A 19,736-nucleotide genomic window follows, 5' to 3' on the forward strand; every position below is an offset into this window, starting at 1 on the left:
ATCAGGTTGCGGATGGTGCGGTTCATGATTTCTCCTGTGGGTTTTGGTGGTGTGTTTTCAGTTGGTCTGTGGTCTTGCTTGTAGGTAGGAGCCACAGACCCCACAGGTCCTTACAACTTTTCTGAAGATCTTTTCCGGCCGCTCATATTTCGTTGGAATTTCAGTCTCAAATTCATCGAAAGGTTCTCTCAAGGGGTGTCTACGACTCTGGTGTCACCAGCTCGACTCCCACACACCAGGAGAACAACATGACCGCCATCCAGCACTTCCAAGCTCCCACCATCCGCATCAGCAGCAACGTCGTCCGCAACGCAGCATTCGTGGGCAAGGCCCTCGCAGGAACAGCAGCACTTGTTGCCCTGACCGTCGCAACGGTCGCCTTCGCGTCGGCAGTCGAAATCACGACCACGATGTACTTCTTCGTCCTCGTCTCGACAGTCGGTGCCATCGCCGCACTCGGCATCCGCGAGAACCGCAACGAAGCGATGAAGACGAAGTACGACATCCGTTGACCAAACGCCCCCAAACCCGATCAACTCATGCGGTTGATCGGGTTTGTGGTGTCTCGAGACGTTTAGCTATCCCGGGCAGGGATTGACCGAGAAGGTCTTGGCAGGACCGGTCGCACGGTTGCCGCGCTTGTCCACCGCCGTGACCCGCATCGTCACTGATCCTCCAACGTTGAACTGACCGATGGTGGCCGCCCACCCCGACCCAGAACGCGACATCGACTTGCTGCCAGATCCGGCACCGCCGCTCCATCGGATGACAACCGAGCGGAGGCCACTCTCGTCGCTCACGCTCACTCGTACGGGAACATTGCACGACGGGTTCGATCCGACGGTCGGGCGGCCGACGTTGGGGTCCCGCTCCTGGGTGAGTGTGACAAGGACCTTCCCGCTGCCAGTCCCCCACTTCACGCCAATCGTTCCGGCCGACTTGCCTTCACTCACAGCAGCGCGGTTGGCGTGGACGGCGATCTGAATGGCCTTGCCTGGTTTGACCTTGCCAGTGCTCGGTGCGGCGGTGAGCCAGCCAGCGCTTGACGACAGCTGATAGTTCACGGCCTTGCCGCCGGTGTTGGTGAGAACGAAGCTCGAGTTGCTGGCACTTCCACCGAGCGCGATTGCGGTGGTCGACAGCGTCAACGCACCGGGTTCGGCCGTCGGTTCCGCCGTGGGCGACGCGATCGACTCAGTGGGAGTCGGCGATGGACTCGGAGCTCCGGATGAGGCAACGATGTCCTTCGGCCCGTCGTCGTTCTGCAAAGCCACAGTCGCAGCGGTGCCACCGATCAGCACAACGGCCGCCACAGCTGCACCGGCGACCTTCGTCTTGGTGGACACCTTGCTTTTGGCCGGTGCCGACGCGGAGGTCGTCGTGAGCGGCTCGCCCGTCGACGTTGTGAACGCAACGAGCTGCGTGTCCTGGACGACGCGATCGCGCAGGAAGGCGGGAGCAGTGAACATGGGTACGCCGGCGAGCAGCATCCACGGGCTGAGGATCTTCTTGCGGCGCTCGCCGCATACGTCGCAGTCGTCTACGTGTCGCGAGACGCGCTTCCTGATGAGCGGGGAGAACGTACCGTCCCAGTCGGTGAGCAGGTCGTCGAGCTCGTCGCAGTCATCGCGACCGAGACGTGCGATCAGCAGGGCACCGAGAGAGCGGTCAACTTGAGCACGGAGGCGGTTGAGCATCGTGTACGCGTTGGCTGCCGAAACACCCATCGCCTCGCCGAGCTCAGCGCCCTCCAGTCCCTGACGGAGATGCAGATCGAGCAGGGCACGATCGCGCTCGGCGAGGCCGGCAGCCGCGTCCCACACGATCTTCTGTGCGGCGGAGCGTTCTGCTTCCTGGTCCGGTGTGAGGGCGTCGTCAGCCATGTTGATCAGCTGCTCCTCGCCGCCGTAGTCCACGCGTTTGCGGGCTCGGAGCATGCGCAGACACTCGCTGCGCACGATGGCGTAGAGCCACGGTCGAAGCCGTTCGGGCTCCCGCAGCTGGTTGATGCGCTCCGCGACGATCACGAAGGAGTCCGCTACGGCGTCCGCGGCATCCTCGCGCTGACGAAGCATCGAGTAGGCGAAGTCGTAGAGCTTGTTGCCGTACTTGTCGTAGACCGCGGCAAAGGCCTCGCGATCCGCCGCCAGCACTCCGGCGACGAGCTCCGCATCGGTCGGCGCGGCTGGTCCGGTCGCGGAGGTCACGCTCGCATCCTACGTAGATACGAGACGAGACACGTGTAGCCCACGACATCGGTCATTCCTCTCCTACTGACGACCGGCTCTTGTGAGACCGGTTCCATCTGTAGGAGTCGTGAGGCGACGAAGTCTTACAACTTTTCGCCGATGGCTTGCTTGCGCACGATCAGCATGCGCTGCACGACCGTAATAGCGCTCGCTGCCGCCAGCGCCCACAGGGTGATCTCCCGCAGGAACGGCGCATCGAACAGACCCGCGAGCCCTGTCATGACGAGGATCGCGACGAGCCGGTCGGCGCGCTCGGCGATACCACCCTTCGCGGTCATGCCGAGGCCTTCAGCCCTCGCACGTGTGTATGACGTCAGGTTGCCCAACACCAGACACGCGAGACTCAGGTAGAGATAGAGGTCGGCGCCGCCAAGGTCTGTCTCCGCGCCCTGGCGGGAGTAGTAGATGACCAGACCGGCGAAGACCGCGGCATCCGCAACGCGGTCGAGGCTCGAGTCGAGGAACGCACCCCATTTGGACGACTGGCCCGACTTGCGCGCCATGTAGCCGTCCATGAGGTCGCTGAACACGAACGCCGTGATGACCAGGACTCCAACGAAGAACTGCCCTCGGGGGAAGAACCACAGCGCGCCGGCGCTGACGCCGATCGTGCCGACCCATGTCACCCAGTCGGGCTTGACGCCGATGCGCAGCAGGAAATCGCCGAGCGGAGCCCACACTTTGGTCCAGAATTGGCGGAAACGTTCGAGCACGATCTAGTCCTTCGCGGTTGGCCAGGCGGCAGCGAGCATCTCGCGTGTGTCACCCAGAAGTTGAGGCATGGTCTTGGTGTGTCCGATGACGGGTAGGAAGTTGGCGTCTCCACCCCAGCGTGGCACCACGTGCTGGTGCAAATGGGCAGCAATGCCGGCACCTGCCACGGGTCCTTGGTTCATGCCGAGGTTGAACCCGTGCGGGTTGGTCACCTCGCGCATCGTCTGCATCGCCTGCTTCGTGATCGCGGCAACTTCGACGGTCTCGTCGTCGGTCAGCTCGGTGTAGTCGGCAACGTGGCGGTAGGGGCATACGAGCAGGTGGCCCGCGTTGTACGGATAGAGGTTGAGGACGGCGTACGCCGACTCGCCGCGATAGACGATGAGCCCTTCGACGTCGTCCATCTTGGGGATGAGGCAGAACGGGCAGTCGGCTTCATCAGCGGTTTCGGGCTTGTTCTCGCCCTTGATGTAGACGATGCGGTGGGGCGTCCACAGTCGCTGGAACGCGTCCGCCTCCCCCACGCCGTGCTGCTGGTCGTTCATACCTGGGCGCGCTGCTCGATCGCTTCGGCGATGCGGGCAATCGCATCGTCGATCGGCACACCGTTGTCCTGGTCGCCGCTGCGATAGCGGAACGAAACTGCTCCGGCGTCGATGTCGTCATCGCCAGCGATGATCATGAACGGGACCTTCTGGGTCTGCGCATTGCGGATCTTTTTCTGCATGCGCTCGTCGGAGTTGTCGACCTCGACCCGAATCCCCTTGGCCTTGAGCTTGGCAGCGAGCTCATACAAGTAGTCGGCGTGCCGCTCAGCGACGGGGATTCCGACGACCTGGACAGGTGCGAGCCACGGAGGGAAGGCGCCGGCATAGTGCTCGACGAGCACGCCGATGAATCGTTCGATCGAGCCGAACTTCGCCGAGTGGATCATCACCGGCTGCTGGCGTGAACCATCGGCGGCGACGTACTCGAGGTTGAAGCGATCTTCGGACGGCATGTTGAAGTCGTACTGGATCGTCGACATCTGCCACGTACGCCCGATGGCGTCGCGCGCCTGCACCGACACCTTGGGGCCGTAGTAGGCAGCGCCTCCGGGGTCGGGCACGAGCTCGAGGCCACTCTCGATGCAGACGTCTTCGAGGACCTTCGTGGCGACCGCCCACTCCTCGTCGGTGCCGATGAACTTGTCGGGCTTGGAGTCATCGCGGGTCGACAGCTCGAGGTAGAAGTCGTCGAGCCCGAAGTCGCGGAACAGGCTCAGGCAGAAGTCGAGCAGGTGCTTGATCTCCGCCGGCGCCTGCTCAGGAGTGACGTACGAGTGCGAGTCGTCCTGCGCGAACCCGCGTACGCGGGTCAGTCCGTGGATGACACCGGACTTCTCGTTGCGATAGACGTGCCCGAACTCGAACAGACGCAGCGGCAGCTCACGGTAGGAGCGCTGACGCGACCGGTAGATCAGGTTGTGCATCGGGCAGTTCATGGCCTTGATGCGGTAGTTGCCGCCATCGAGCTCGAGCGCCGGGAACATGCCTTCGCCGTAGTACGGGAGGTGGCCCGAGGTGTAGAAGAGCCCTTCCTTGGCGATGTGGGGCGTGCCGACGTATTCGAAGCCCTCTTCGATGTGGCGACGACGTACGTAGTCCTCCATCTCGCGCTTGATGACTCCACCGCGTGGGTGGAACACCGGCAGACCGGAGCCGATCTCGTCGGGGAAGCTGTAGAGGTCGAGTTCCTGGCCGAGGCGGCGGTGGTCGCGGCGCTGGGCTTCCTCGATGCGGTGCAGATGCTCGTCGAGCGCTTCCTTGGTCTCCCAGGCTGTGCCGTAGATGCGCTGGAGTTGCTTGTTCTTCTCGTCGCCGCGCCAGTAGGCGGCGGCGCTGCGCATCAGTTTGAACGCGGGGATGCGCTTGGTGGTGGGCAGGTGCGGACCGCGGCACAGGTCGCCCCAGGCGACCGAGCCATCACGCTTGAGGTTGTCGTAGATCGTCAGCCCGCCCTCACCGACTTCCACGCTGGCACCTTCGGCGGCGTCGCCGGCGTTGGACTTGAGCCCGATCAGCTCGAGCTTGTAGGGCTCGTTGGCGAGCTCCTTGCGGGCAGCGTCATCGGTGATTTCGCGGCGGTCGAACTTCTGACCTTCCTTGACGATCTTGCGCATCCGGGTCTCGATCTTCTCGAGGTCCTCGGGTACGAACGGCTCGGCAACATCGAAGTCGTAGTAGAAGCCGTCGGTGATCGGCGGACCGATGCCCAGCTTGGCGTCAGGGAAGAGCTCCTGGACGGCCTGGGCCATGACGTGTGCGGCCGAGTGCCGCAGGATGTCGCGGCCGTCAGGCGAGTCGATGGCGACGCCTTCGACGGAGTCACCGTCGACGAGCTCGTACGCGAGGTCCTTCAGGTCGCCGTTGACTCGAGCGGCGATGATGTCGGGCGACTCGGCGAACAGCTGCCAGGCCTTCGTCCCTGCGTCGACCTTCTGAGCATCGGCATTGACCACGACGGAAAGTTGCGACATTGGGCACCTCGGTAGATATGACGCGCCCTACGGGTGGCGCGTTCTGCTTGTCGCCATCGTATCCCTCGCGCTCCCTCCCGAGGACGTGGCCGGGCACTCAGCGAACGTGACAGTATGACTGTCACTAATTGGAGCCTAGGGAGAACGCATGACATCGATCGGGATCATCGGTTCCGGCTTCGGCGCTGTCGCGGTCGCCGTGGAGCTGAAGCGATCGGGCCATGCCGATCTCCGGCTGTGGGAGCGAGCCGACGATCTCGGCGGAGTCTGGCGCGACAACACCTACCCCGGCGCCGGCTGCGATGTGCCGTCACCTCTGTACTCGTTCTCGTACGAACCCAACCCGCGATGGACGCGACGCTATGCGCTGCAGGAAGAGATCCACGCCTACATCCGTAAAGTCGCCGACAAGCACGGCATCACGCCCCTTCTGCGATTTGGTCGCGAGGTCGTGGCCGCGACGTGGGACGAAGCCGCCTCCACGTGGACTGTGACGTTCTCCGACGACTCGAGCGAGACGGTCGATGTGCTGATCAGCGCCGTCGGCCAACTGTCACTGCCCAAGCTGCCCGCGATCCCGGGCATCGAGACCTTCCAAGGGACGTCGTTCCACTCCGCCGAGTGGGACCACGACTTCGACGCAACAGGCAAGCGGGTCGCCGTGGTCGGCGCCGGCGCAAGTGCGGTGCAGTTCATCCCCCACCTCGCCAACGAGGCCGCTCGACTCACGGTCTTCCAGCGCTCCCCCAACTACCTGATGCCCAAGCCCGACAAGCCGTACAACGCGTTCCACAAGACGCTGTTCCGCGTCGCGCCCGTGACGCAGACCGTTGAGCGTGGAGGCATCTGGGCGATCATGGAACAGTTCGCCAAGGGTCTGAAAGATGAATCGCGTGTTGGCCGGATCAACAAGAAGATCGCCCTGCGCCACCTCGACAAGCAGGTCACCGAGCCCACTCTGAACGCAAAGCTGAAGCCTGACTACCCAATGGGCTGCAAGCGGATCCTGTTCTCAAACGAGTTCTATCCCGCGCTCGCCCAGGCCAATGTCGACGTCGTCACGAGTGCCGTCGCCGCCGTCACCCCGGATGGCGTTATCGATGCAGACGGCAACGAGCACAAGGTCGACGCGATCATCTATGCGACCGGCTTCGACGCGCAGAACTTCCTCGAGTCGATCGACATCACCGGCACTGGCGGGCGGAAGCTCGCGACCCAATGGGCTGATGGTGCGCACGCCTACCTCGGTATCTACGTCCCCAACTTCCCGAACATGTTCGTGACGTACGGACCCAACACCAACCTCGGCGGTGGGTCGATCATCTACATGCTTGAAGCTCAGGCCAGGCACATGCGTCAGGCTCTAGACCGGCTGAAGGCCGGCAACTACACCACGGTCGAGGTGACCAATGAGGCCGAGGAAGCGTACGACCGCGAGATCCAGGACCGCCTCGACGTCTCGGTGTGGTCGCACTGCGAGAACTGGTACCGCCACCCGTCGGGTCGCATCACCTCCAACTGGCCCGGAGCGACCCTGCCATTTGCCAAGCGGACCAAGGTCCTGGAGCCGGAAGCGTTCAGCTGGTCATGACACTCGAAACTCCCAAGACGTATCCCCCGTCCCCGTGGGACCTCACCGGTCACGCCTACACGGGAGTGTGGCTGCTTCCGAAGCGGCTGACTCCCCCGCCCCACAACGCATCGACCAAGCCGGTCACGATCTTCGGGCGGGCCATCGTGTCGGCGGCGTTCTTCGTCTACGAGGAGCCAAGCCCTCTCACGTACGACGAGATCATGTCAACAGTGCTCGTACGGGACGGCTGGCGCCTGCGCGTCTCCATCACCCACATCTGGGTCAACTCCGAGGCATCGCGTGACGGCGGCCGTGAGCTGTGGGCAATCCCGAAGGATCTCGCCGACTTCGACGTCGCCCCGCACGCGTCATACGCCGCGCAGGGCATCGGATCGCTGAGCCTGCGCCGCGTCCGTCGCCTACCCTTCCGACTCCCGGCCGCGTTCAGTTCAGCGCAGGATCGTGGCGGCAACCTGCTCGTCACCCCCGTCTCGGGCAAAGTGCGAGCCGGGCTGGCAAAGGCACGGTGGTCGTTCGCGGCCGACGGCCCGATCGGCTTCTTGGCTGGTCGCAAGCCGCTGCTCACACTCGCCATTCGTCCGTTCCACCTGATCTTCGGTCGCCGCTGACCTCAGGCTGGGGAGATGCCAAGAACACGGCGCGCCTTCGCCGTGAGCGCTCCTCCAGCCTCGCCCCGGTCTACTGCAGTCAAGAAGCCCTGCTTGCGTGACTGAGCGACACGGTTGGTCCAGCTCCCCGCAGTGCCGCCGAATCGTTCGACGAGCGTCTTTGAGGGTGTCCGTACGCCTGATTCCACGATTGATACGTACTCCAGCGCGAGGGCGGCCAGAGCCTCGTCACTGCTCCCGAATCGACCGTCCGCAGCGGCAAGGACCACTGCCAGGGTGAGTTTCGAGTCGGTCGATGCACCAGCACTCTTGGTGGCTATGCGCCGAGCCTCTGAGATGAGCGCCCCAAGTGGGAGCTCGCGTACGTCGTAGCCGCTGATGCTCGCGTCGGTGTCGTTGATGCGGAGGGTGATCTCACGGATGTTCCATTGCCGATGGGTGCCTCGGCGATGCAGGCGCATGGCCACTCCCCAGTCATCGGCCAGTCGCATCGCGATCAGCCGATCGCCGCCATCAGTTGCCTCGACGGCGTAAGGCTTGGTCAGGTCGTCCAAGAGTTCGCCGAGCTCCATCGCCACGCCTCCGTGATAGTGCGTTGACGATATCACCGGGCGGCGCTGCGATCGAGAGCTACGAGTCGCGCTTTGCGCGATGACGCGACCATCAGCAGAGGAGAATTCATAGGACGACCCGAACAGCACGAGCTGATCCTGTGCAGCGGATCCAGTGCTTGAGAACGACCCCGATGGGTACAGTCCGACCATATGATCTCCGCCGAAAACCTTGCCAAAGTGTTTGTGGAAGTTGCCGACACCTTGGTGGCTGACTTCGACTTGATCGACTTCTTGTCCAACCTCTGCGAGCAGTCCGCCAAGATCTGTGACGCTGCGGCGGTCGGGATCCTGCTGGTGGACCACGAAGGCGTGCTGCAACATGTGGCAGCCTCAAGCGAAGAAGCCCGGTTGATCGAGCTCCTGCAGGTCCAGAACGCCGAAGGTCCTTGCTTTGAATGCTTCCGCTCCGCCGAGCCTGCGGTCAACATGCATATCGCGGATGCCACGCAACGTTGGCCCGAGTTCACTCGCATGGCTGCGGAGTCTGGATTTGCTTCGGTGCACGCTCTTCCCATGCGCCTCAGAGACCATGCCATCGGCGCACTCAACATCTTCGGGAGCGACTCTCGCGACTTCGACGAGGCTGAGGTGCGCATCATCCAGGCGCTGGCCGACGTAGCGACGATGGCAATCGTGCAAGGTCGCAAGGTTGATCGCGCTGAGACAATCGCCGAGCAACTGCAGGGCGCTCTCGAGAGTCGGATCACGATTGAGCAAGCCAAGGGCGCGTTGAGCGGCATCCGTGACGTAGATCCAGATCAGGCCTTCACGCTCATGCGAACGTATGCGCGGACCAACCGCCAGCGACTGAGCGATGTTGCGCACGCAATTCTCCGGGAGCCTCACAGCATTCCTGCTCTCACGTCACCCAACTGACACCCGCCTCCGTGTGACCCAAGCCACATTTCGGGGTACCTTGGTGGAGTCACACTCGTCCCAGACCCCGACGATCACACTGATTGAAAGTGGTCCTAGGGATGAACACTCACACGCACGCAAATGCCGCCCGGCGCAGCGCAACACCGCGCAGACGTGCGCGAGGCAAGCACATCCTGGCCTCGACCCTGGCCGCGACACTCACCGTGTCCGGGCTGTCGATGGCTCTCACCTCCCTGCCCGCCGCGTCTGCCGCGACTGAGATCGACCTGGGAACCGCTCGACAGTTCGCGGTCCTGGCCGGAGCCGGTGTCACCAACACCAACAGCACAACCATTCAGACTCAGGACGCCGGAGTGCGGGGAGACGTCGGGACGTTCCCGAACAACACAGTCACAGGGGATTCATCGATCAGCTGGATACCGCCTGCGACCGGAAGCTTCCACAAGGCCGACGCGACCGCGCAGAACGCTCAGGCGGACAACCTCATTGCGTACAACGCAGCTGCGGGGGCAGCCTCGAATTCGGCGATCGGTGGTCAGCTGGACAACATGGAGTTCGTCGCCGGAGTCCACACAGCCAGCTCGGCGCTGAATCTTGCGACTAACGGAACGGTGACGTTCAACGCTCAGAACGATCCAGATGCGGAGTTCATCATCCAAGTTGGGTCCTCGCTCACCATGGAGGTCAACTCGACGGTTGCTCTCACCAATGGCGCTCAGGCGTGCCACATCTTCTGGCAGGTTGGCGAGGACGCGACCGTGATGAGCAACGCAGACTTCATCGGCACGCTCATGGCTGAGAACGCGATCGTTGCGCAGTCCGGAGCGTCATTCATTGGCCGACTTCTCGCGCAGAACGCATCTGTGACGCTCGACAACAACACGTTCACAATGCCGGGATGCTCTCCACGCGTAATTCCGACTGACACCGAAGCCGACACCACAGCTGACAGCGATTCGACCGACACAGACAGCTCCACAGATGTCGACTCAGACTCCGCCGACGCCGACAGCGACTCCGACACGACCGACGCCGACGCCGACGCGGCGGCAGACAGTGATTCAGACACCACCGACGCCGACACGACGGCCGACAGCGACTCTGACTCCGCCGACGGCGATACCGACTCCGGTTCGCCTGTTCCAGAGGGCCCAGGAACGCCGGGCGGTGCCCTGCCGCCGAGCGTTGACACCCCCCTGCCGGACACCGGGGGGTTGTGGCTGGGATTCGCCCCGATTGGCATGGCTCTCATCATGATGGGCGCAAGTGCGATATCGATGAGCAAGCGTCCCCGCGGAGCTCATCGAGCGTAGAATCTCACACCTGATCGAACATATGTTCTACTCTGTGCAAGGTGAGTGCGAACCCGCCAAATGCCGATGCCTGGCCCCCGTTCAAGCGGGTTCGCTTCGTGCTCGTACGGCGTGAGCCGTGGACCGCACTCCCCGCCCAAGGACTGGTTCTTGACTGGCGCAAAACAGGTCAGCGGCACCAGGCGCTGGTCGCGTACGTCGACGAGGCCCTTCACCCCAAGCGCATCATCACCGAGTGGATGCCAGCAGAGAAGCTCACTCCGATCCGAGCCGACCCGAACGTGATCGACTACGGCACCTCGCCGTGGGATCGTCGCCGCCGATGAAGCCGCTCGGAGACAATGCCGGACGCGCGGTCTGGCCAATCAGCGCGCCAGCGCGGCAAAGCCGTCGTAGACCATGTACGCAGGCCAGAAAACCCCTTGGAACAGGGCATACGCGTGCTCCCAGAAACCGCTTGCCTGCTGCCAGAAGTAGAACCAGGCACCGAACATGCCAAGGCCGTAGATTGCGCCCCCACCGGCAACGGAGCTTGAGCTGGATGTGGTCATGTCCTTGACACCGCTTCTTCTCCGCTGGCTTCCTCAGGCTTACGGCTCGCCGATCGGATCGGTACGGCGATGAGAACGCCACCCCCGAGGAGCAGGACGCCGGACAGGATGAACAGGATCGCGATCACCGTCCCCAGCACAGGAACTTCGGCGCCGGCAGAGACGTCGGCGGTGACCGCAGCTGAGCCATCGGCGTTCATCACCACGGCGGCCCAGTCACCCTCCTCAAATGCCCAGGTCAGCTCCGGCCGGATGCCGGTTGCCTCAGCCACCCAGAAGGTCTGGTCGGTCGGCGCCCCTTGGGGTGCCGCGCCAGAAGTTGAGCGGTAGACGGGGTTGCCATCAAGAATCTCGATGAGAGTGTCGTGGGCTGTGGCGTCGAGATAGGTCCGCAGGTCTGCTGCGGACGCGATGCCGATGAACAAATCGGTGCCATCGGTTTCCTCCGCGGTCAACCGCACGTCTCCGATCAGCCGGTCCGGCAGGTCTTTGAGGCTGTCGCTGGTGTCGAGGTGAATGTCTTCGGAGGTGATGGCGTAACTGTCCGTGCCAAGCTCCAGCTGGGGGCTCGTCAGAAAGCCGTCGGCGTCGCGTGCCAACTGGTCAGCAGAGACCAGTGCGGCACCGCCCGCAGCGGACCCGAGACCGCCTACGACCAGAACTGATCCCAAGACGAGTGAGACCACCCGGCCGGCCGTCCACCCAGAGCGAGGCGTGGAGGGGTGGGATGGCTGGGAGTAAGAATCACCCTGCTGCTCGTGACCACCCTGTTGGAGCTCGAAGGGTGGGTAGCGATCCGTCATAAGCGCGACGTAGCCGGCGACGCGCAGCACCCAACGGTTCAGGCCGAGGATCAGGTCGAAGATTTGGCGGGGGTAGCGCCCAGTGAACAGCAGCACTACGGCGGCAACCAAGACGAGCAGGCCGATCAGCCCAGCGCTGAGCAACGGCGCCTCATCGGCACCGCGTACTCCGTACCCAAGACCGCCAACGAACAGGCCGACGATCAGGTAGTGAGGGATGGCCATGAGCCACCACTTCACGAGCACCAATCCTCGCGAGAGGCGCTCTGGATACTCGACCTCGAGGTGCGCGGGATAGTCCGGGACATCGGCAAGGGTGAACGGGGGGTATCGGTCTGTGCCCAAAGCACCGTAGGCGTAGTAGGCGACGCGCCACGTCCACCGCATGACCCCCACGTTGAACTCGAAGAGCGCACGCGGGTAGTGGCCGGTGAACAGGATGGCCAAGAAGGCCACAACGCTGGTGACCATGAAGGCGATCCACAGCACTGCCAGCACGATGTAGTGCGGGATTGCGAGGAGCCACTTGACCAGCCAAAGGCCGCGGCTCAGTTGGGGGTCCAACTCCGCGTCGACGTGAACGGGGTACGCGACTGGAGTCGTCGAGGTGGTCATGGTCGTCACTCCCAATGCTCATATGAGGTTCGTACGTATCGAGCCGAGCCCTTCACCTTGAGCATCCCGCCCCCGAGCTGGCGCTGACAGGGCGAAAGGGCACGACCGAGAAGAGCCCTTCGACCCTGTTCGCTAGCACTGCCCCTTGAGAGCAATCAGAGCCGCGCTACCACTGCTCGCCGGAACCGAAAGAGCCGCACACGTTTGTGTGCGGCTCAAATTCGGTGGGCGATACTGGGTTCGAACCAGTGACCTCTTCGGTGCGAAGGCAGAGCCGCGCTACCACTGCTCGCCGGAACCGAAAGAGCCGCACACGTCTGTGTGCGGCTCAAATTCGGTGGGCGATACTGGGTTCGAACCAGTGACCTCTTCGGTGTGAACGAAGCGCGCTACCACTGCGCCAATCGCCCGTTGCGTCAGGAACTTTAACGTACGGCCACGCCTGAGTTGAACCGGACCTAGGCCCCGTAGCGCTCATCCGTGTACTTGCGGAGGTTCTTGAGGAATCTTCGGAAAGTCGCGTTCAGCACGGGCTTGCTCAGCGCGAGGGTGTGACGGGCGATCCCAGTCACCTCCAGTGCGAGCGTCCAGGTCAGCCGGCAACCCGTGGCCGTCGGGACGATGTCGTAGCGTTCGGCAAATGCTTTGATCCGCTTCTCGGAAGCCTCGTTGAAGCGGAACGCCATCATGGTGTGCTCGTCCCAGCCGAGGAACTCCTCAGATCCGATCATCCGACCACGCATCGTGACGAGACGCGTTGTGCCAACGCCGCGAGGTTCTGGACTGGTCCACTCGACGTTCGTGATGACCTTCGCCCAGTACGGCCACGACTGGGCGTCAGCGAGCACCTCGAACAACTGCTCAGGAGTGATGTTCAGGTCGACGGAGTTGGAGAACCGGTTGGGCGCGGAGTCGACGAAGTCGAGGCCGACCCGATCACACGGGTGCAGGTCTGCAGTCATGTCAGCAGATTAGGGGTCGACGTCGCTGACCGACTCGCGGGCCCAGATTTTGCCTGTCCGTGGATCGTCAACGCGAGGCCAACTGCTGCTCGAGTGCCTCCACCCACCTAGAAGCGCCGAGCTCGGCGAATGCTGCTCGGGCGGCGTCGAACAGCGGGGCAGCCTCGTCTGGGCGCCCCTGACCCACGAGCCACGTACCCAGGTCGACCTGAGTCCTGGCCCTGTACGGCATTGCTCCCCACGTCTCGAACTCGGCGATCGCCTCACGCAGGGTCGACTCGACAACCTCGGCGGGTTCGCCGTCTCGGATGGCCAGGAGACCTGCGACTCGCTTGCGATGGATCCGCACACCATCGGGGTCGGGGCGGCCCGACTCGCTTTCGATGAGGCTGATCAGAGTCTCGACCGCCGCATTGTCACCATTCTCAAGTGCAGTCTCAACGGCGGTGGGCCACATGTGACAGAGGTCGTCCCAGGTTCCGGAGATCTCATACATCTTCTCGCTGGCGAACACACCCAGTCGCACAGCGGCATCGAGATCACCGCGCTGCCTTGCATCGATCGCCTCGGCGAAGGCCTTCCAGGCCAGGTCAGACGAGTCATCACTCACGAGCGCAACCTCGGCGGGCCATGTCAACGTCCACGGCATGCCGCGCGCCACACTCATGGCGCCCTCAATCGCGGCTGAGGCTGGGACCGTTGAAAGCTCCTCGCGCAATACTCCGCTCTTGAGCATCTCGTCAGCCTCCGCCCATCTGCCACTGGTCCAGAGCGCGATGATCAGGTTGACCTGGGAGTAGCCGATCCAGATGGCAACACCGGTCTCGGTGGCCACCGAGACGGCCTCGTGCCCGATGTCGACCGCCTTGTCGAGATCGTCGAGCATCCTGCTCGCGGTGAGGTTGAGAAGCGCCCGCGAAAGAGAGCCCGGCTGATGGTTGACTCGCGACATCTCCGCGGCCGCTTCCAGGAGCACGCGGGCCAACGAGATGGCACCCACCGTGCCGTAGTGGATGCTGAGCCCTGTGAAGCAGTTGGCCACCTCCCCAAGGTCGCCCACCTTCTCGGCCAGCTTGATCCTTCTCTCGAGAAGATCCCGGTTGTTGATCCCCATGCGCGAGTTTGCGGAGCTCATCGCCCTGGTCAAAGCCAGCTGGGCGACGTCCGCGTCCCGACGTTCCGAGACTGCGTCCCAGTGGGGTTGGGCAACCGCCAGCGCCTGCGCGTTGTCGCCCAGGAACCCAAGTGCGATCGACTGCGCAGCCGCTGCATAGCCTGCATCGACGACATCGCCTCGGCCCTCGAACAAGTTGACAGCCTGGATCGCGTGGTCGATGGCCTCTTGGTACTCCCCCGTGTCGATGAGAGCGAACGCCAGGTCGCGTTCGAGATCGGCACGGCTGTCGGTGTCACCGGCGAGTGCAAGAGCTCCGCTGATATGAGCTGCAGCTTCCTTGGGCGACCCCAGTGCCTGGGCGCGACTGGCGGCCTTCTCCAGCAAGGCGATGGCAGCCTTCTTGAGGGGCTCGACATCAGGATCTGACGGCACCGCCTCGATCGCGTCGAGATAGTGCTGGGCAAGAATCGGGGCCAGATCACCTCCGGATGCACCTTCACCTTCGAACTGGCTGATGACAGCGAGGTGACTCGCCTTGCGGTCGCGGCGGGACAAGGTGGCGTACGCGACCTGCGGCACGACAGACTGCATGAACTTGAACTGACCGAGCTCGGCACTCTGTCTGCTCGCCTCTTGGCGAAGGATCTGCAGGCGCACCAAGCTCGCCAGCACGTCGTCGATGTCGGCAATGTCTGAGCAGAGTCCGGCTATCGCGTCCCGCTTGAACGAACCTCCGAGGACACTCGCCTGGTCGACGACCCTTCTCTGAACCACCGACAACGTGTCGAGTCGGGCAGCGATGAGTGCTTGCAGCGAGGCAGGGGCGCCGACAGAGTCCAGGTCGATGGCCGACGGGTCGGCGACGACGTATTGACCCCCGCGAGGCACGATCAGGTCACGGTCGATCAGGGATCGGACTGTTTCCACAGCGAACAGCGGCACCCCTTCGGATCGTTCGACGAGGGCCGCGCGGATGTCATCGGGAAGGCCAGCCACCAGCCCGCCGAGCAGTTCGGAGATGTCTCGATCATCCAGCTCTGGAAGGTGGAGGACGGTGGCCTTGCGGTTCGTCGCAAGGGCCGGGTGGCTCTCCAGCAGACCGGGCCTGGTCAGCAGGACCACGAAGCACGGGAACGAGGCGACCAGCAGAAGGTGCTCGACGAAGAGCAGCAGTCCCTCATCGGCGTGCTGGGCGTCGTCTATGACAAGGACGACTGGATACTCGTCCTGCCCAGTGCGCTCGAGGAAGGTCGTCCAAGCGGCGAAGAGGTCCTCTCGAGGGAAGGTGCCGACGGATCCGATTCCGAGCAGGACGCCGAGCCTTGGCCGCAGCCAGGATCGCTCGTCTCCGTCGGGCACATAGGTTTCGAGGCCGGATTCGAGGAGGGCGCCGGGATCGCCGTTGCCGTCTTCTCCCACTGCTCCAAGGCGACCCCGAATTGCCTCGGCGAGAGCGAAGAACGCGACACCTTCGCCGTACGCGACACAACGTCCGCTGTGCCACATGACGTTAGTGGAGAGGCCGTCGACGTACTTCTCGAACTCCCAGGCCAGTCGGGACTTGCCAACCCCGGGTTCGCCGTCGATCACCAGCAGCGAAGCCTTCTTGGTCTCGTCCGCTGAGTGGAACAGTTCCTTGAAGAGTCGCAGCTCACGATCTCGACCTACCAGTGGGGCCTCGAGTCCGTCTGCACGCTGGGCTCCACGCATCGCCGCCACGACTGCCCGAACCGACCACAACGGCATCGGGTCGGCCTTGCCCTTCATCTGATGACTTCCGACGTCGACAAAGGTGATCGCGGACGTAGTCAGAAGCCGTGTCGTCTCATCCACCCAGACCTGTCCTGGTTCGGCCGCGGTCTGGACTCTCGAGGCGGTGTTGACGACATCGCCGGCCACCATGCCCTGGCGGTCGGCACCGATGGTCACAGCCACCTCGCCGGTGACGATGCCCACACGCATGGCGAGCTCGGGTGCTCCCAGCTCCTCGCCGATCGCCGCCACCTTGTTGACCAGCTCGAGTCCGGCTCGCACCGCTCGCTCGGCGTCGTCCTCGTGAGCCGTCGGTACGCCCCATACGGCCATCACTGCGTCGCCGATGAACTTTTCAACCGTTCCGCCGTACCGTCCGACGATCAGGCTGGACTCCTCGAAATAGCGTGACAACAGCTCCCGTACGTCCTCCTGGTCACGGGCCTCGGACAGCGAGGTGAAGCCGACCAGGTCTCCGAACAGGACGCTCGTGACGCGGCGCGCCGCGGACGGCGGAGCGTAGGTCGGAGCATTCGCGACTGCGGGCACCTCGGTCTGGGTTGCTCCGCACGCGCTGCAGAATTTTGCGCCGGGGACTACCGGCTCACCGCAGGAACCACACGCGGGTGGTGCAACTGCTGACCCACACTCGTGGCAGAAGCGGGCACCATCGACCTGATTCGTGCCGCACGACGAGCAAGTCACGGCCATCAGACCGTCAGCCTGCGAGTGACGATGTCGTCAGCCGCCAGGAACGAATCCCGTTCTCCGTTGACCGCCGACAAGAAGGCCTCCCGGCTCAGACTCTGGAGCACGGTGTCCTCGACTGCGGTCACTGTCGCAGTACGCGGCACATCCCGGAGCAGGCCGATCTCGCCGAAGAACTCGCCCGGACCTTCTCGACGAAGCACCACGCCGTCCTGGGTCACCTCGACGAGTCCTGTGTCGATGATGAAGAAGCGGTCGGACTCGTCGCCCTCTCGCACCACAACCTCGCCCGCAGCCACTGGCACCCTGATCAGGTCGCGAGCCAGACTCTCGACGACGGCCGAGTTGAGAGGTGTGAAGATCGAGATCCTCCGGAGCAGGTCCAGCCCGGCAGGTGCGGTCAACCTCGCATCGAGGCTACGCATCCGTGGCAGCAGCGGGAGCGCCAGAACCGTGACTCCCACTCCAACGACGCCCACTGCCGTTCTCAGACCCCAGAGGTTGAGGACCACAGGCATCGCGAACGCACCCAGCGCCATGGAGCCGATGAGGCAGGCTTCGAGTGAGCCGAACACGCGTCCAAGCACCTCGTCCGGGGTCACTCGCTGGACGATCGTGTCGAAGTTTACGTCGACCAGCGGATTGGCCAGGCCGAGAAGAATCACGGCGGTGAACACTGCGGCCGGCGTCGGCCATACCGTCACCAGCAGCAGCGGAAGCGCCCAGAGTACGACCCCGATTGTCAGATCCTGTGCTAGGTGATTCTTGGATACTCTCGCGATGGCGAACAGACCTCCAACGATGGCACCGACACCGAGCGTCGAATCGAGATAGCCCAACCCGTGAGGACCAGTGCCGAGTATCTCGACAGCCATCACCAAGAACATCACGGCGGACGCGCCAGCCACGATTGTCTGGGCTGAGACGAGCCATGCCACTGCCAAGAGGTCGCGATTGCCTGCGATGGTTCGGAATCCGCCTGTCACCTCGGACAGGAAGCTCTCCTTGTCGGGCTCATCGGCACCGACCGGGGAGTCGGACTGCCGGTCTTCGGCTCGTTCGGGAACCTTGATCCCCAACACCGTGACGGTCGACCACAAGAAGGTGAGGGCATTGAACGCAAAAACGGTCTGAACGTTGGTTGCGGCAATAAACAGCGCACCGATCGCCGGGCCGACGAAGAAGGCAAGACTCTCGATGGTGCTTGATGTGCCGTTGGAGGCAGTCAGCTCGTCCGGGGTCTTGGCCAACGACGGCATCAGGGCTCGCTGCGCGGACCGGAAAGGTGTTCCCATCAATGAGGTCAAGGTCGCAAGGATGAAAATGGGAGCCGCCGGTGTCTCGAGCACCAGACACACGACCGCGGCGCTGACCAGCGCGACGCGGGTGAGGTCGGCGATGACCATCACGTTCTTCCGCGGGAATCGGTCCGCAAAGGTCGCACCGAACGGCGCAGTGAATGCCATGAGCCCGAGCCGGATACCCGTCCATACGCCGACGGCGGTGACTCCCCCGACCCCGTAGGCCCAGACTGCGACCGCGGTGGCATACGCCCAGTCGCCGATCATCGATCCGGCGAGGGCAATCTGCATGCGCCTCAGCGCGGGGTTGCGGAAGACCGAGGCGATGGACGTGCGCGTCTCCCGCAGCGACGACATGGCGATTCCAGCGAGGCCCTTGGGAGACTGGACTTCGTCGCCTACTGCGTCCTTCGGATCAGTTGCTGTCATGTCCGCACCCCTGTGAGTCACACAGAATGACCTTCAGGCCTTGACAATAGGTCAGTTCACGACGCCGCGAGATGCATTTGCGTGGATCAGATCAAGGACACCGAGGCCGAGTCATGGGTCCGTCGTCTTGGCACTCTCGCGGGCCCATATCTCCTGAGCCTTCAGCGTCATCGGGCCTGGAGCAGGGAGCTCGCGGTCGTCGACGTGCGAAATCGCCTGCACGTCGCGCGTCGTACCGACCAGAATCACCTCGTCAGCTGCCTGAAGCACCTCGATCGGAGCGTCACGCTCGACGACATCGAGCTCACCGGCACACCACTCGAGCACGAGAGCCCGGGTGACGCCGGCAAGCGGTCCAGCCGCGAGAGTCGGTGTCACGAGCTGGCCGCCAATGACGTACATGATGTTGGACCCCGTGCCCTCACACAGCTGCCCCGCCGTGTTGGGCATGACGGCTTCCGATGCGCCTCTCGCGAGTGCGTACTCGACCATGAGCGCGTTCTCCGCGTATGAGGTCGTCTTGAGCCCAGCCAGTGCGCCTCGCTCGTTGCGCGGCCACGGGACAGTCGCGATCTTGCTGACCGACGGCGGGCGGTCGCACGGCTCAGTGATGACCGTCTGGGTGAGCCCTGACGAACCACGGGGGGAGCCGAGCGGACCGAGTCCTGAGGTCACCGTCACGCGTATGCGGCCGAACGGCAGCTCCTGACCTTCCGTCGTCGCCTCGACCCCTTCGCGTATCGCGGGGATGTCGGGTCTCCCGATGCCGAGACCCTCGGCGGACCGTACGAGTCGGTCCAGATGACGCGTCAACGCGAACGGTTGACCTGCCTCGATCTTGATCGTCTCGAAGACTCCATCGCCCACAATCATCCCGTGATCGAGAGCGCTGATCGATGGTTCGTCCGGGGATCCCAGCAACTGGCCGTTCAACCATGTCTTCATGCTTCAAAACTAGCGAACCCGGTTTGGGTTCGCCCCTGCTCATCCGCTAAAGTCTGGGGTCGCC

17 protein-coding genes, 1 tRNA gene and 1 pseudogene are annotated in these 19,736 nt (G+C 63.6%); 6 read left to right on the plus strand and 13 right to left on the minus strand.

Annotation, left to right across the window (positions count from 1 at the left end):
- The first annotated feature begins 248 nt into the window (after positions 1 to 248).
- Complete coding sequence (locus V6M39_RS17200) at positions 249 to 512, plus strand: hypothetical protein (RefSeq protein ID WP_332645043.1); 264 nt, start codon at positions 249 to 251, stop codon at positions 510 to 512.
- 66 nt (positions 513 to 578) lie between these two features.
- On the opposite strand, the gene V6M39_RS17205 is transcribed toward V6M39_RS17200, so the two are convergent.
- From V6M39_RS17205 to thrS, 4 genes are all read right to left on the minus strand, one after another.
- Positions 579 to 2,207 (minus strand): sigma-70 family RNA polymerase sigma factor, encoded by a 1,629-nt coding sequence (locus V6M39_RS17205; RefSeq protein ID WP_332645044.1) that lies wholly within the window; start codon positions 2,205 to 2,207, stop codon positions 579 to 581.
- Positions 2,208 to 2,332: 125 nt separating this feature from the next.
- Complete coding sequence (pgsA, locus tag V6M39_RS17210; RefSeq protein ID WP_332645045.1) at positions 2,333 to 2,962, minus strand: phosphatidylinositol phosphate synthase; 630 nt, start codon at positions 2,960 to 2,962, stop codon at positions 2,333 to 2,335.
- A 3-nt stretch (positions 2,963 to 2,965) separates the two neighbouring features.
- Positions 2,966 to 3,508: an HIT family protein gene (locus tag V6M39_RS17215; protein ID WP_332645046.1), complete on the minus strand. Its 543-nt coding sequence runs from the start codon at positions 3,506 to 3,508 to the stop codon at positions 2,966 to 2,968.
- The gene (thrS, locus tag V6M39_RS17220) at positions 3,505 to 5,481 is read right to left on the minus strand and encodes a threonine--tRNA ligase (protein WP_332645047.1); all 1,977 of its coding nucleotides are present in this window, start codon (positions 5,479 to 5,481) and stop codon (positions 3,505 to 3,507) included. Before thrS ends, V6M39_RS17215 begins: the two co-directional genes overlap by 4 nt.
- A 148-nt stretch (positions 5,482 to 5,629) precedes the next feature.
- Between thrS and V6M39_RS17225 the strand changes: the two genes are divergently transcribed.
- Together V6M39_RS17225 and V6M39_RS17230 are read left to right on the plus strand one after the other, a co-directional pair.
- Positions 5,630 to 7,072 (plus strand): flavin-containing monooxygenase, encoded by a 1,443-nt coding sequence (locus V6M39_RS17225; RefSeq protein WP_332645048.1) that lies wholly within the window; start codon positions 5,630 to 5,632, stop codon positions 7,070 to 7,072.
- Positions 7,069 to 7,683: an acetoacetate decarboxylase family protein gene (locus tag V6M39_RS17230; RefSeq protein ID WP_332645049.1), complete on the plus strand. Its 615-nt coding sequence runs from the start codon at positions 7,069 to 7,071 to the stop codon at positions 7,681 to 7,683. The genes V6M39_RS17225 and V6M39_RS17230 overlap by 4 nt, the downstream gene beginning before the upstream one ends.
- 2 nt (positions 7,684 to 7,685) lie before the next feature.
- On the opposite strand, the gene V6M39_RS17235 is transcribed toward V6M39_RS17230, so the two are convergent.
- A complete protein-coding gene (locus V6M39_RS17235; RefSeq protein WP_332645050.1) occupies positions 7,686 to 8,255 on the minus strand; it encodes a hypothetical protein in 570 nt (189 codons plus the stop codon).
- Between the two features lie 192 nt (positions 8,256 to 8,447).
- Between V6M39_RS17235 and V6M39_RS17240 the strand changes: the two genes are divergently transcribed.
- The 3 genes from V6M39_RS17240 to V6M39_RS17250 all read left to right on the plus strand — a co-directional run bounded on the left by V6M39_RS17240 (position 8,448) and on the right by V6M39_RS17250 (position 10,815).
- Positions 8,448 to 9,173: a GAF and ANTAR domain-containing protein gene (locus V6M39_RS17240; RefSeq protein WP_332645051.1), complete on the plus strand. Its 726-nt coding sequence runs from the start codon at positions 8,448 to 8,450 to the stop codon at positions 9,171 to 9,173.
- Between the two features lie 101 nt (positions 9,174 to 9,274).
- On the plus strand, positions 9,275 to 10,489 hold the full coding sequence (locus V6M39_RS17245; RefSeq protein ID WP_332645052.1) for an ice-binding family protein: 1,215 nt from the start codon (positions 9,275 to 9,277) through the stop codon (positions 10,487 to 10,489).
- Between the two features lie 41 nt (positions 10,490 to 10,530).
- Positions 10,531 to 10,815 (plus strand): hypothetical protein, encoded by a 285-nt coding sequence (locus tag V6M39_RS17250; protein WP_332645053.1) that lies wholly within the window; start codon positions 10,531 to 10,533, stop codon positions 10,813 to 10,815.
- Between the two features lie 39 nt (positions 10,816 to 10,854).
- Here the strand turns inward: V6M39_RS17250 and V6M39_RS17255 are convergent, their stop codons facing one another.
- From V6M39_RS17255 to V6M39_RS17285, 8 genes and pseudogenes are all read right to left on the minus strand, one after another.
- Positions 10,855 to 11,040 carry a hypothetical protein gene (locus V6M39_RS17255; RefSeq protein ID WP_332645054.1) on the minus strand — a complete coding sequence of 62 codons (186 nt, stop codon included), beginning with the start codon at positions 11,038 to 11,040 and terminating at the stop codon, positions 10,855 to 10,857.
- Complete coding sequence (locus V6M39_RS17260) at positions 11,037 to 12,458, minus strand: DUF4389 domain-containing protein (RefSeq protein WP_332645055.1); 1,422 nt, start codon at positions 12,456 to 12,458, stop codon at positions 11,037 to 11,039. Before V6M39_RS17260 ends, V6M39_RS17255 begins: the two co-directional genes overlap by 4 nt.
- A gap of 338 nt (positions 12,459 to 12,796) precedes the next feature.
- A tRNA-Val gene (locus tag V6M39_RS17265) sits at positions 12,797 to 12,868 on the minus strand.
- A gap of 48 nt (positions 12,869 to 12,916) precedes the next feature.
- Positions 12,917 to 13,420 carry an SRPBCC family protein gene (locus tag V6M39_RS17270; protein ID WP_332645056.1) on the minus strand — a complete coding sequence of 168 codons (504 nt, stop codon included), beginning with the start codon at positions 13,418 to 13,420 and terminating at the stop codon, positions 12,917 to 12,919.
- Positions 13,421 to 13,487: 67 nt separating this feature from the next.
- A complete protein-coding gene (locus V6M39_RS17275) occupies positions 13,488 to 16,838 on the minus strand; it encodes an adenylate/guanylate cyclase domain-containing protein (RefSeq protein ID WP_332645057.1) in 3,351 nt (1,116 codons plus the stop codon).
- Positions 16,839 to 16,865: 27 nt separating this feature from the next.
- Positions 16,866 to 17,000: pseudogene (locus tag V6M39_RS18125) on the minus strand (double zinc ribbon domain-containing protein); the annotation flags it as partial.
- Complete coding sequence (locus V6M39_RS17280; RefSeq protein ID WP_332645058.1) at positions 17,000 to 18,727, minus strand: MFS transporter; 1,728 nt, start codon at positions 18,725 to 18,727, stop codon at positions 17,000 to 17,002. The gene V6M39_RS17280 and the pseudogene V6M39_RS18125, both read right to left, overlap by 1 nt.
- Before the next feature lie 111 nt (positions 18,728 to 18,838).
- Positions 18,839 to 19,672, minus strand: a complete 834-nt coding sequence (locus V6M39_RS17285; RefSeq protein WP_332645059.1) for an aminotransferase class IV — start codon at positions 19,670 to 19,672, stop codon at positions 18,839 to 18,841.
- Between the last annotated feature and the right edge of the window lie 64 nt (positions 19,673 to 19,736).

The sequence above is a fragment of the Aeromicrobium sp. genome, assembly GCF_036675695.1.
Lineage (GTDB): Bacteria > Actinomycetota > Actinomycetes > Propionibacteriales > Nocardioidaceae > Aeromicrobium.